The sequence below is a fragment of the Microbulbifer maximicatervae (SeqCode) genome (assembly GCF_052467505.1).
Genome location: NZ_CP174313.1, coordinates 3067555 through 3081824 on the forward strand (window position 1 = coordinate 3067555; position 14270 = coordinate 3081824).

A 14270-nucleotide genomic window follows, 5' to 3' on the forward strand; every position below is an offset into this window, starting at 1 on the left:
CAAATTTAATGTGACTGCGCTTTCTAGCCTCCAACCTTTAAAGCGGCAAGTTAAGCAGGCCCCTTCTTTGGCAAGATTTTGAGGAAAATAAAAGCTCATCTACTAGAGCATCCCGCATACTATTATGCGTGGCAATTAAAATGCCACGCTTTGCTAAAATCAAGCCAAGGTAAAGTCCTCGTGAGCTAAGGTCAGGTTAGGGTTGTATGCGGGATCAGCATCCAGCACCCCCCCCCACCGATCACGCATATAGTCAGCCTCCCTTTGTGCCCGGCGGCGTTTAGCTTTTGTATCATCCGCTCCACGGGAAACAGACTCGTGGTGATATAGCTCAGCATATGGCGTCCACAAATTACGATATCCTGCTTCACGAACTTTCAAACATAAGTCCACATCATTAAAGGAGATTGCCAAGTCTTTCTCATTTAAGCCTCCAACCTCCTCAAACACGGACTTACGTAATACTAAACAAGCGGCCGTCACAGCAGAGAGATTCTGTATTAGATGGAGGCGTGAAAAATAACCATACTCATTGCGACTGAAATATTTATGGGAGTGGCCCGCAACACCACCTATGCCTAATATTACACCACCATGCTGGATAGTATCGTTGGGATAATAAAGTTTGGCTCCAACACAGCCAATATCAGACCTTAAAGCCTGTCCTACCATCTCACTTAACCAACCATCATTGATGGGTTCAATATCATTATTGATCAAACCAATAATCTCACCCCTCGCAAGAGCAACGCCGAAATTATTAATTGAAGAATAATTAAATGGATGATTCCAGCGGTGAACTGAAACACGAGGATCAGAGGCAATTATCTCCTCTAAAAAGCCTAGTGTAGCCTTGCAAGTGCTTTGATTATCTAGAATTAACAACTCAAAATTTGGATAATCAGTTCTAGATAGAATTGCATCGATACAGGGCTTTAAAATATCATAGCCGTCCCTCGTAGGAACCAATAGAGTCACAAGTGGAGCGCATTCGGGCACATTCCATCGTACTCTGTAACTATTTGGAGCCGAACCTAGTGTCACACTGGCATTTAGAGATTGAGCATCCAAATAGTCACTCACGGCTTTTAAACCAGCAGTTGAGGCATAATTTTTAGCAGTACCTTCCTTAGCTGTGGAGCCGATAATTGCTCTCCAGTGGTACAATATCTCTGGAATATGTACCACATTGCTACTATTCAGGTACGGCATACATCGCAAAAGCAAATCATGATCCTGGCTACCCTCTACCCCCAGGCGGAAGCCCCCAACCAAGTCTACGAGAGTTGCCTTTAAAACGGTCAAATGACAAATATAATTTTGTGACAGTAGCAGATCAGGATTCCACCCAGGTTTAAAGTGGGGATCAAAGCGTTCACCTAGCTCATCAATTTTATCCTCATCACTATAGAGCAACTGCGCCTCTGGGTTATCAATAATTGCCTGCATCACTGTCATCAATGCATGTGGCACCAATGTATCATCATGATCGAGTAGTGCAATATACTCGCCCCTTACCAATTCTAAAGCGGTATTACTAGCAGCAGATATATGCCCATTATCCTTTCGAAAAACTACTTGGATACGAGAATCCTTCTCCTGATAACTCTGAAGGCATTCTCGAACTTTCTGATTTGAAGAAGCATCATCTGCAATACAGAGCTGCCAGTTGCCGTAACTCTGCACAATTACAGACTCTATACAGCTACTTAGCAGCTCCAAATCACTGTTAAAAGTTGGGAGAATAATTGAAATCAATGGTTGCGTATCAAGTTTTCTACTGTATGCAACATCTAAATTGGAAGCTATCTTTAAAGTCTCAATCTCAGAGATCCATTCCGCATAATCACATGCCTGTCGCCGTTTGGAGAAAGTTCTTGCGTAATATTGTAATGCCAACTCTCTCCAAGACCGATTAGTCTCATGAGCTTCATTACGGATACTCTGCAGTACTTCCACTTTCCGTAAATCACGGAACTTAAAATGCGCGTTAATTAAACGCTGGCACAAACGATCATAGGCAAACTGCGCTGGTAATTTAACTAAACGAAAATGCTTAACAGAAAAGTACCCAGTAGACTCCAAAGGGTCTAATCGAAGTACCTTAACCCGCCTTGGTAGATACACGAGACGCTTTGTAACCCTGCCTGCCTTTAAGGGGATCAAAACACTATCCGACTCATCGAAACCTTGCCCATAATTAAAATATAGCTTTGAATCGGCGAGCAGTTGGTCATGCGATAAATTGATCTCCACCATATACCAACCAGCACCCATAAGGTGGTTTTTAATGTAAAATTGTGGATCGCTGCTTGTTGCGCGCCACTCGAAACCTTTTTCAAGCTTCGTAACAGGCTCAATTGATACCTGCGGCCTAAGCCGAGGAATCAAATTAACATGGAAAAGGGATCTTAAAAATTTAAACACTAGTTAACAGCCTAGAAAATAAACAGTTCATTTCACAGTTTTTCGCATGAAGACTCGAAAGCCGCCAATCTATAACTTTACATAAATACAAGCTCTTCAATCACAAATACTGTTAACAACCACCCCATATTCCCAAATTAATTTTCATACACTTTTAGACGGTTATATATCCTATTAATAACAACGCCACTAGGCCTAAGTGCCAGAGCCTTTTTTATGAAGAGCAGAGCCTGCTCAAACTCACCGATGGTCTCTAACGCCAATGCTGTTTCCCTGCAGATATCCGCCCCATCGGAAGAGCGTGATTTCACAACTTGAAGTTGCTTATCGGTGTATTGAAATTTAGATATGGTTGGCTCGTTATATAAAACTCCAAAAATATCGGCAAGCCGATAAACCACATAGCTATTTACGCTAGAATTTGAAAGGTGACTAGAAATCAGTTCTTTTAACTCTTCTTTAACATATGGACGATGATCAATTGCCTTTGCTGCATCCAGCAATTCGACTAAAGGAATACGCTTCTCTATTGTATCGACTTCACCTAAATTTGACGAAGCTGTCTCACTAAAGAAATCATCAGGGCAATATGCCAAAACGCTTTCTTTCATGTATTTATTGGATATGGAAAATTTTTCTTCTAACAGTTTTAGTTTTTCTAAAGTTACTACATCTGTTAGTGGCGAAGGCAACAGCTGCAATTCGTCTGAATATTTCTGTAAGCACCAATCCAATTCATGCTGCAATGACAATGTCGCATCACTCAGAATATAATTCAGCTGACGTTTTAGTTCCAAAGCTCCCAAAGAATAAGAAGAGTTTACAGCCTTAATATTCAAAGAGAATTTATTTATACGCTTCCTAGAAACACCAAGAAAATTAAGAAAATTTAACTCAATACTATTAGGCTCTTCCTTTGAATAACGATACGGATATACGATTACATTATCGGAACCAAATCTTTCAATCCAACTTTTGAAAACATCACCTGATATCCCCCCCAAGTTTTCATTTAATTTAGTCTCAATAAAGCAATCTAAAAGCTTAGTGCTAAAATGTCGTTTAATTGCTTGATTATAGTTTGAAACCAAAGCGCTTATTGGGGCTCTAAAATAAGCGAAAATTTTCACCCTATACTCGGATACAAGGCTAGCTAACTCTTTAGCTCGTCCATAAAAGGACTCACCTGACAGTAACAGGCACAGCTGATTCCGCTTCGCGACCTCAACCCACTCCACTAATAGCTTTGCGGCACTAGCCATATCACCACGTATAAGCATAACTCCTAACCTGGAGTGTCCACCTGAAACGTCGTTAACATCCAGTGGATGTTCTGGATAATAATAACCCGATTTTAAAAGCTCCTCTCTGTTATCCATACAAAACTTCTGAATAGCTGAAGAGCCAGATTTAGGGGCGCCAATATGTATCACAATGTCTTGTGATTTAGGATCAGGAATGGTAGAGCTAGTTACTACAGGAGTGATAAATTTTGATCTACCCCTACCCAAAAAATATTTACCAATAGAAGCCAAAGTAGATAAAGTCCCCAATATACTTAATTTTTAAGTAATCATTATTACTCAACCCTTTCACATTTTACTTATTAGCGTAACCTCGCGAAAGGGACCGGATGGGCAGAAAAAAAATTGCCATTTGCTGTCAACTTAGTCGTTTAGCACCCTACCCATATCCCAATAATTAAAACACTCTGTACTAAGCAAAACCTAGAACCAGCTCTTTAGTTTCGATGAATTTTCACAAACTAGAAAGTATCTCGAAGCTCTTAGATCAGAATAATCGTTGAATCGCTCTTCGAGCAGCCCTCACACCGTAAGTAAGTTGTACGAAAGTATAACTTAAATGATAACATTCAACTATAGTTAAAAACTATGACGTAATTGGCACAACAAATGTGCTAGAAGCATTTTTATGCAGAAAAGGCATGCCAATCCTGCATATAGACTCAATCTAGCCACCTTTTGACAGGTTAGTCACTCCCAAAAATATCTCTTGTATAAACTTTTTCAGAAATATCAGAGATCTCATCGACTAACCGATTTGCCACTACCACATCAGAGATTGCCTTAAACTCACTCAAATCACTAATTACACGTGAGTGAAAAAATTCGGATTCGGCAAGCGTGGGTTCATACACTACTACTTCTACACCCTTTGCTTTGATACGTTTCATTACTCCCTGAATAGATGAAGAACGAAAATTATCGGACCCCGATTTCATTATAAGTCGATAAATTCCAACCACCTGAGGATTGCGTTTCAAAACGGACGACGCAATGAAGTCCTTTCGGGTTGTATTTGCATCAACAATTGCAGAAATAATATTATTGGGTACGTCCTGATAGTTAGCCAGTAGCTGTTTTGTGTCTTTTGGTAGGCAGTAGCCACCATAACCGAAAGAAGGGTTATTATAATGATTTCCGATTCGCGGATCTAATCCGACGCCTTTAATTATTTGACGTGAGCTTAAGCCGTGTGTTTCCGCATATGTATCTAATTCATTAAAGTATGCAACCCGCATAGCTAGATAGGTATTAGAAAACAGTTTAATTGCTTCCGCTTCAGCTGAATCACATAAGCAAACGGAAATATCCTCTTTTTCAGCCCCCTGACAAAGCAGGTCAGCAAATTGTTGAGCCCTATCAGATTGCTCTCCAATGATAATACGCGACGGGTACAAGTTATCATAGAGAGCTTTCCCTTCTCTCAAGAATTCAGGTGAAAAAATAATGTTATTGCAGTCGAGCTGTATCCTTAATTTGTTTGTAAAACCTACAGGAACTGTAGATTTAATTACTATTGAAGCTGTAGGGTTAATTGTTAGTACATCTCTTACAACTGACTCAACCGACGTGGTGTCGAAATAATTTGACTCAGGGTCATAGTCAGTAGGTGTTGCGACAACTACGAACTCCGCATGTTTGTAGGCTAACTCCTTATCCAAAGTCGCCCTTAGATTTAGAGGAATTTCAGCTAGATATTTTTCTATCTCTCGATCAACTATAGGTGAAACTTTATCATTGATAAGATCCACTCTGCTCGCATTTACATCAACACAAAGAACTTCATTATGTTGCGCAAGCAAGACCGCATTAGAGAGCCCTACGTAACCTGTGCCAACTACCGCAATTTTCATATCTACTTACCGGACTTCTTTAAACAATTTATATCAACTCGAAAATAGACAAATTAAAGGCAAAACTATTTACAATAGTTTTGCCTTCCACGTCATACGAATATATAAAATGTCATGCTATTTTACCACACGATTTATAACAATTACCACTGCAACTACGTGACCAGAAATGTAAATTGAAAAGGTAAATTAATTCGCATCTGAAGTTTCTAAAGTAGACACTATAAAATACCTCATTCCCTAGACTTTTCATTAACCAGTCACGTCCTTACAATTAAACTTGAATAACTTTGCATTTATCATGGACGTTAATAGTTAGTAACTCCATATGAGATAATGTATTAATGTCGGATACAAGTCCCTCAAAATTATCCTGAACGTCAATGCGTTCGAGCAAACTACTACTTACTAATATACCTTCAAAGTTTAGTTCATCAATCTGACTCAATGCTACGAACTGGGAATTTAGACTTGACAAATTACTGTACTTAAGATTCGGCCAATTGTCACTTGAAACTGTATTATCGACGAATCCAGAATCCATAGCATATGGCTGGGCCACCCTGACATTCTTATCATATTTTGAGAGCTTAGAAATCACATAACAATGAGAGCCCAGAGTAAGTAAAGAATCTGAGATTCCTTTAAAAAAACTTGGATGTAACTGATTTCCACTCTTTAAAAGGCAAACATAGTATTTGCCTATTTCATACGGAAATTCTAGGTGAGAAGGAAAGAAATCAATAAAATTGGAGTATTTGGCCTTGGCTTCAGAGCTTGGAGATGCCATGACAACTCCAATACTTCCTGAAAAATTACAGAAATTTGCCGATGCAATAATTGCTGCTAATGTGATATCAAGCTTTTCAGGATCCTCGCATTCGGTAATCAAGAACAGAATGCTTTCGGAAGCAGTGCTCGCATCCGGAGAGCCCTTATCAGGACCTGAAATTGAACTCTTATATTCGATTAACGAATCCGAATAATTTTCCAGCTTCGTTATCTGGTTTTCAGCCAAATCCATATAGTAGTTTGAAAGCAAGGCAGGTACGTAAAGTGGCCTATTTTCGTTTGTATACCTCACAATCAACTCCCAATCAACCAAGCGCCTCATTCTTTCGTTGAAGCCACCTAAAGACTGATACTTTGATCGTCGATGCATAAAGGCATTTAAATCTATAAAGTTTCTATTCTTAACTAGCGCCTGATTAAAGGGCCCTGCACGTAGAAACGACTCTTCCACCAAGCTTTCGCCACTGGTGAGATTGCAAGTTTGATGAATTAGCTGGCCCGCATAAGCACATTCTCTGCTTTGATTTTTTTCCAGCTCAAATGCCATAATAGAAAGATAATTTTTATCCCAGGTATTGTCAGAATCTAAGTAAGCTATAAAGTCTCCCCTAGCTTTCTCGAGGCCTACGTTTCTTGCTGAAGAAACGCCCATATTTTCTGGTAGCGTATAAATAGAAATACGGTGATCATTCGTTGATGATTTAATCACTTCTACAGAGCGGTCGTTACTCCCGTCATCAACAATGATCAGTTCCCATTCTTGATAAACTTGATCTAGTATGGAGCTAACTGCATCCAGAACTACATTTTCTCGATTAAAAACTGGCATTATGATGCTAACAAGCGGTTTCTCACTTAACCGGTCAAAGTATCTATTAGCATCATAAGATAGCCCTTGCTTTAAACTTTCAAAGTACTTCTTTACTGCCTGGTAGTTTTTGTCTTGAACATAAACCGAACGATGGACATAGAGCCATTTGTTAACATCCTGAAAAACATTAATTTTTTCAGGTGTTTTAGGTTCTCGAAGTGAAAATGAAACATCACGCTCACATAAATAAATCGTTTTACCATCAGGATCGATAGCTTCAACTTTTATATTATGGGCATTACCATCAAGTACAAACATCGGTAATTTGACTTGTAATGAGTGACACCCGTCGAACTTAAAGGCTTTTTCTAAATCTTCACGATAGTTATCCGCGGAATACACCCCTAAAAATCTTCCATCAGAAAACAGCTTAAATTTTATTTTATCAAATAGGTTTGTTTCATCTATAAGCCATCCACAAAGAGATCCACCTGAAATACCATCAATGCGCCCTTTATAAGAAGCGCTAAAACTATCAAACTGAATAGTAGACGGGGAATTTATTGCGTCAACTTCTCTCCATCGAATACTTACAACTGCCTTTTTTCCATTAATGTAAGTTTTTGGAATCTTAAAGGTATATCCGTGATGGCCGTCACCGCTAACTCCCGCTTTTACAAGATCCTCTCTAAACTCATCACAAGTTACATTACCAACATAAAATTCATCAACAAACACATCAAGATTTAATTTTAATTCGGGATTTAACGAATTTATAGCCCAACCATGCACAATTCCATCATTTGTTACTGAATCAAGACGTATTTTTAAATGATCAGTTTGTACGTCATCTTCAGACTCGAGGGTTTTTCCTGAAATGCCTGCTTTCCCATCTAAAACAGCTCGATCCATCAAACTATTCAGCTTGTCACTAGTTTCAGGGAAGCTTTTCTTTATTCTCTCTTTCCATGGATTAATGAATCTTTCTAATAGATTTTTCTCCAGCATTTCAAAGTCTCCCACCCCAAACTTACCATAGAAATTAAAAGTATTCCGAATATAATAGTAAAGATAGTATTCCTTTGGAGGCTTACCTTTAGGCTCAGAATTCTTATGATGCCTTATCAATACTGAAGGACAAATAACTATCTTTTTATCTTTACGCCTTGCCTCCAGGCACCAATCTGTTTCCTCGTAATATAGGAAGTAATCCTCAGGTATGTACCCGATATCATCGATCAACGAGCCATTAAAAAGTAGGCATGCTCCTGCTGCATACTCGACCTCATACGGCTCACTTGGCAATGAACTAAAATGATCGCCGGAATAATGATGATCGACATTAACACCTTCATCAAATGAAACTACTCCACCAGCACTCCAAATTTGACTAGTATCATCCCTTAAAATAGCTGGAGACACGATGTCTGACTCGATATTTTTCTTATAATTTATCAGGGAACTGATAGAGTTTGGGAGATACTCAATATCCGGGTTTGAAATCAGTACATACTCTGATTTTAAGGTGTCAATTGCGTACCGAACCCCGACATTATTACCTCTAGCGTAACCAGCATTAGTATTCAATCTAATCACATGGCAATCGCTAAAATAGTGTGTCAATAAGTTATCGTTGATATTTGTTGATTTATTATCAACAATGATAATTTGATATTCAAAGTCAATGGATTGGCTCCGTATACTTTGAACTACCTTCAGGACGTCTTTTTCACAGTTGTAATTTAATATTATAACTGTAAGTGTTGGACTGCTGACGGTATCTGTTGGCTGATGAATTAGTCTTGCCCCGTCGCCCAGATGTTTAAAGGGAGCGCTAGAAGACTGGTATGCAAATTTTATAGAATTTGCTCCATTGCTCCAAGAAATATTCTCCGCGTATTCTTTTGCTCGCTGCTTCATCAACGCTCTATCTAAAAGCGAGACCTCCAGTGATTTTTGCATTGCAGAAATCAACCCAGAAATACTACCTTTTTCATAAACAAAACCATTTTCACCATCTTTAATAATTTCTGGTAATACACCATCGGCGGGCGCAATTACAGGAATAGAAAAAGAAAAGGCATTTAATACCGATCCTGATGTCAAAATATTTCGATAGGGGAAAACAGCAAAATCTGCCGCATTAAAATACAGTTCCAATGACTCATCTTCAACCATCCCTTCATATATCTCAATCCCATCAACCTTTCCGTAGAGCTCGCTAATTTCTCCAGGCTTAATTGGGTGGACAGGCTTCCCTGCTATGATAAGTTTTGAATTTTTATCTACTTTCCTAATCTCTGAAAATGAAACGACTAAATCTGTAATTCCTTTATACGGACGCACCTGCCCAAGAAATAGAAATACAGTTTCAGAATCTTTAATTCCAAGCTTTTTTCGAGCAGCTGCCCTAGAAATTGTATTCGGATAAACACCTATATAATTTCCATGTTCAGAAATAGATATTTTTTTTCTGTTCATAAAATAATCCGCAGATAGAACATCTTTGGCCAATTCATTATGAACGAAAACCTGGTGTGCTAAGTCCGTTAACTCTTCATTAAGCTCTTTTTCAATTTCAATAAAATTACTATCGTGAGATAATTTATTATGAACAGTCCAAAAAAACTTACCGCCTTTAAGTATGTATCGCCTAATCTTTCCTATAAATGCGTTCTTTAAAAACTTTGCCTCATAAATAGTTTTTGCACCGGCCAACACTCCAGAGGTCCAGTGAAGATGAAAAACATCACTATTCACTAGTGAAGCATCTAATTCATTGTACGCAATATACTGAATATTATATTCCCCTTCGAGCTCTGCATACATTTCTTCCAAATATGGATTCGTAGCCCTGTAATCCGGACATATAATAAGGTTTTTCATTGATTCAACTATACTTTTCAAGTGCTTACAATTATAAATTATGCTCGTCCGTATCTATCTTGAAAACGAACAATATCATCTTCTCCTAGGTAGGAACCTGTTTGAACTTCAATCATCTCTAACTGAATTTTCCCCGGGTTCTCCAATGCATGTATTTCACCAATAGGAATGTAAGTCGACTCATTCTCAGAAACCAAACGAGTCTTTTCACCTATAGTAACTTTAGCGGTACCCGATACGACTATCCAGTGTTCGGCACGATGGTGATGCATCTGAACAGATAGCTTTGCGCCTGGCTTAACTGTAATTCTCTTTACCTGATCTCGTGCACCAAAATCTATCGAATCATAATGTCCCCAAGGGCGATACACCTCTCTTCCATGTTTGAATTCACTCCGCCCTTCATCTTTAAGTTTATTGACGACCTGCTTCACTTCTTGAATTTTATTTTTATCGGCAACAAGAAGCGCATCCTTAGTTTCAATAACTACGATATTTTGCAAGCCTATTGCCGCGACCAACTTTCCATCAGCATTAATATAGCAATTTTCCACATCCTGAAGTAGGACATCACCTCGAGTGACATTGCCATTCAAGTCCTTTTCAGATATTTCCCACAAGCTACTCCAACATCCGACATCACTCCATTGTGCATCGAGGGGAATCACCATAGCTTCAGTAGTTTTTTCCATAACAGCATAATCGACTGAAACATCAGGCGAAGATTTAAACTTCTCAGCATGAGGGCGTAGGAAATTCAAATCTGATTCAGCTTCATCCATTGCTGCCTTGCAGCTCTCAAATATGTCAGGGCAATGAACCTTAAGTTCTTCTAGATACGCACTCGCTTTAAACATAAACATGCCGCTATTCCAGAAATACTCACCACTTTCTAGGTATCGTTTTGCTGTATCTACATCTGGCTTTTCTACAAATTCAGCCACCGGAGATGCTTTGTGAATAGTTTCAGCTCGAATATAGCCGTATCCGGTATGCGGGTTTCGTGGTACAACTCCGAAAGTCACTAGCTTGCCTAGTTCAGCATGTGATTTAGCTTCCTCCACGGCTGCATGAAAAGCGGCTTTATCCTGAATTACATGGTCAGCAGCTAAAACCAAGAGAATCTCCTCTGGGTCTGCCGCCATAGCTGCCAGAGCTATCGCTGGAGCGGTATTTCGGCCCAAAGGTTCTAAAATTATTGTTGCTCCTTCGGATCCAACTTGCCGCAATTCCTCTGCGGCAATAAACCTATGCTCTTCATTACACACAACCATTGGTGCCAGAGACGATATCACCTCTATCCTATTGATTGTTTCAATCAACATGGAATCGCTACCCATCAATTTTAGGAATTGTTTCGGCATTAGTTCGCGGGAAGCAGGCCACAAACGACTTCCTGAACCACCCGCCATAATTACTGGTTTAATTTTCATGATTCGCTACCCCCTCTCCATATTGAGCTGTAACACTATTCATATAACTTCCATCCATAATAGAGGTCCACCAATCGTTATTTTCCAGATACCACCGCAAGGTTTTTCTAATACCTTTTTGAAAGCTTTCATGCGGACAATAACCGATTTCATCATTTGATTTCTTAGGATCTATCGCATAACGGCGATCATGACCAGGCCGGTCTTTCACAAAGGTAATTAACTCGTGAGATACTCCTGCGATCGCAGCTTTTGCATGAGGATATCTATTTTCAAGTAATGGGTTTTCACTAAACTCATCATTCATTAATGCACATATCAATCTAACGATATCAATGTTGGTCCACTCATTAATTCCACCTAAGTTATAACATTCACCCAGCCGCCCCTTATTAATAACCAAGTCGATACCTCTTGCGTGATCTTCAACGTAGAGCCAATCCCGAATCTGCTGCCCATTTCCATAAATAGGCAAAGGCTTATTATGTAGAATATTTGTTATTACAAGCGGTATTAATTTTTCAGGGAAATGATATGGCCCATAGTTATTTGAGCAATTACTTGTTGTCACCTGTAATCCATAAGTGTGGTGATAAGCACGCACTAGGTGATCAGAAGCTGCTTTACTTGCAGAATAGGGACTATTTGGTGCGTATGGCGTATTCTCACTAAAAGCAGGGTCTTCTGCTTCAAGAGTTCCATATACTTCATCCGTTGATACGTGATGAAAACGATGGGTTTCTCTATTGATCCCCTCATCAAGCCACACTGTTTTAGCTGCCTTTAATAAGCTATAAGTTCCAATAATATTCGTCTGAATAAATGCATCTGGCCCGCTAATTGATCGATCCACATGACTTTCAGCCGCAAAGTGCACTAAGGTATCAATTCGGTGTTCACGGAGTAGAGTTTCTACCAGCGCTCTATCGCATATGTCACCTTGGTAAAACTTATAATTAGGGTGATCCTTAACTAGATCTAAATTTGCAAGGTTTCCTGCGTATGTGAGTGCATCTAAGACTATCACTGTATCCTGTGGGTAATTTTTTATCCAGTAATGGACAAAATTAGCACCAATAAATCCAGCGCCACCGGTAACCAGTAATTTTTTCATATCAAGATCGCTATCAGTCACAATTTTTAAAAAAGCCCCAATACCTAATAGGCAATTAGACAATTAATGTTGTTGTTTCTTTTCAGATAGAGCCAGTCTAAGTGACTCACGCCAATGCCTAGGCTTAATATCTAATTCGGTAATCAATCGAGTTTTATCTAATACACTATAAGATGGTCTCTTCGCAGGAGTAGGATATTCATGTGTAGCTATTGCTTTAAGGTCTAATTGTTTATCCTGCGAAAGTACACCTAAGATCTTACCTTCTTCATAAATAGCTACCGCAAAGTCATACCAACTGGCTACCCCGAGGTCGGTACAATGGTATATACCACTCACACTAGGTTTTTGAGCAAGTATGATTAAGATCTCCGCTAAGGTTCCTGTCCAGGTTGGTGTGCCAACCTGATCTGCAACGACACTAAGTTGATCTCTATCCGCCATCAACCTAAGCATAGTATTCATAAAATTATTCCCGTGGGATGCGTAAACCCACGCGGTACGTACAATTATCGCTTCCGGAAGGATTCTTAAAACGGCAGTTTCTGCTTCAGCTTTACTAGAGCCATATACCCCGACAGGATTAACTTTATCGGATGTTAGGTATGGAGCTGACTTCTCACCATCAAACACGAAATCTGTTGAGACGTGAATGAGGCGAATATTTAGACTGTTACATACCTCTGCTAGATTTTCGCTACCCTGCTTATTGATTGCAAAAACGACATTTTCTTCCTGCTCTGCCTTATCAACAGCGGTATAGGCAGCAGTATTTATGATTACATCGGGCTTAACTTCTCCGATCACGGCCTGGACAACTTGTTTATTGGAGATATCCAGCTCTTCGCGTCCCATCGCGACCATCTCAATATCGACAGGACATAGCTTTTGAAGCTCACGTCCAAGTTGACCGTTTTTACCCGTTATTAAGATTTTAAAAGTTGCCATTTTATACAGACCAAGAATAGTTTGACGACGCATCTATCGCGCCGCCAAGTTTTAGCAAAATAGGAAGGTTAATCTTTAAAGAGAAGCTAATCTCGGAGTTAGTGAAACCAGCGTATACTCTCTATTCGAAATGAACCGCATCCACAAAAGAACTACCGCAGCGATCTTTTTCCGAAAGCTGAGGCTGTATACCTTCAATAAGTGGCCAGTCAATATTCAGATCTTGATCATTCCACAGGAGCGACTGCTCGTATTCTGGAGCATAATAATCTGTGCACTTGTATATAAATTCAGCATTTTCACTTGTTACATAGAAGCCATGAGCAAATCCTTCAGGAACCCACAGCTGGCGCTTGTTCTCAGCTGACAGGTAGACACCAACCCATTGTCCAAAAGTTGGAGAGCTTCTTCGTAAATCTACTGCAACGTCATAAACTTCGCCATGCACTACCCTAACTAACTTACCTTGAGTTCTCTCTGTCTGGTAATGTAAGCCTCGCAAAATTCCTTGAGAAGACTTACTGTGATTATCTTGAACAAACGTACGATGTTCACACTTACTATTAAAGATATCATCACGAAATGACTCGTAGAAAAAGCCACGTTCATCACCAAACACTTTTGGTTCTACAATTTTAACGTCGGAGATTTTTGTATCAATGATATTCATACTAATTGAGAATTTAGCTGTCATCGCGCAGA

The 14270-nt window shown here is 39.4% G+C and carries 8 protein-coding genes; all 8 read right to left on the reverse strand.

The window, feature by feature from the left end; genetic code table 11:
• Positions 1-159: 159 nt before the first annotated feature.
• The 8 genes from ACJJIN_RS13625 to rfbC all read right to left on the reverse strand — a co-directional run bounded on the left by ACJJIN_RS13625 (position 160) and on the right by rfbC (position 14238).
• On the reverse strand, positions 160-2427 hold the full coding sequence (locus ACJJIN_RS13625) for a glycosyltransferase family 2 protein (RefSeq protein WP_444895081.1): 2268 nt from the start codon (positions 2425-2427) through the stop codon (positions 160-162).
• 137 nt (positions 2428-2564) lie between these two features.
• Positions 2565-3962, reverse strand: a complete 1398-nt coding sequence (locus tag ACJJIN_RS13630; protein ID WP_444895082.1) for a hypothetical protein — start codon at positions 3960-3962, stop codon at positions 2565-2567.
• 455 nt (positions 3963-4417) lie between these two features.
• Positions 4418-5584 carry a nucleotide sugar dehydrogenase gene (locus ACJJIN_RS13635; RefSeq protein WP_444895083.1) on the reverse strand — a complete coding sequence of 389 codons (1167 nt, stop codon included), beginning with the start codon at positions 5582-5584 and terminating at the stop codon, positions 4418-4420.
• A 274-nt stretch (positions 5585-5858) separates the two neighbouring features.
• Positions 5859-10073: a glycosyltransferase gene (locus ACJJIN_RS13640; protein ID WP_444895084.1), complete on the reverse strand. Its 4215-nt coding sequence runs from the start codon at positions 10071-10073 to the stop codon at positions 5859-5861.
• Positions 10074-10111: 38 nt separating this feature from the next.
• Positions 10112-11506, reverse strand: a complete 1395-nt coding sequence (locus tag ACJJIN_RS13645) for a mannose-1-phosphate guanylyltransferase/mannose-6-phosphate isomerase (protein ID WP_444895085.1) — start codon at positions 11504-11506, stop codon at positions 10112-10114.
• On the reverse strand, positions 11496-12620 hold the full coding sequence (rfbB, locus tag ACJJIN_RS13650) for a dTDP-glucose 4,6-dehydratase (RefSeq protein ID WP_444895086.1): 1125 nt from the start codon (positions 12618-12620) through the stop codon (positions 11496-11498). The genes ACJJIN_RS13645 and rfbB overlap by 11 nt, the downstream gene beginning before the upstream one ends.
• A 63-nt stretch (positions 12621-12683) precedes the next feature.
• Positions 12684-13601, reverse strand: a complete 918-nt coding sequence (gene rfbD, locus ACJJIN_RS13655) for a dTDP-4-dehydrorhamnose reductase (protein WP_444895087.1) — start codon at positions 13599-13601, stop codon at positions 12684-12686.
• Between the two features lie 88 nt (positions 13602-13689).
• A complete protein-coding gene (gene rfbC, locus ACJJIN_RS13660) occupies positions 13690-14238 on the reverse strand; it encodes a dTDP-4-dehydrorhamnose 3,5-epimerase (protein ID WP_444898257.1) in 549 nt (182 codons plus the stop codon).
• Between the last annotated feature and the right edge of the window lie 32 nt (positions 14239-14270).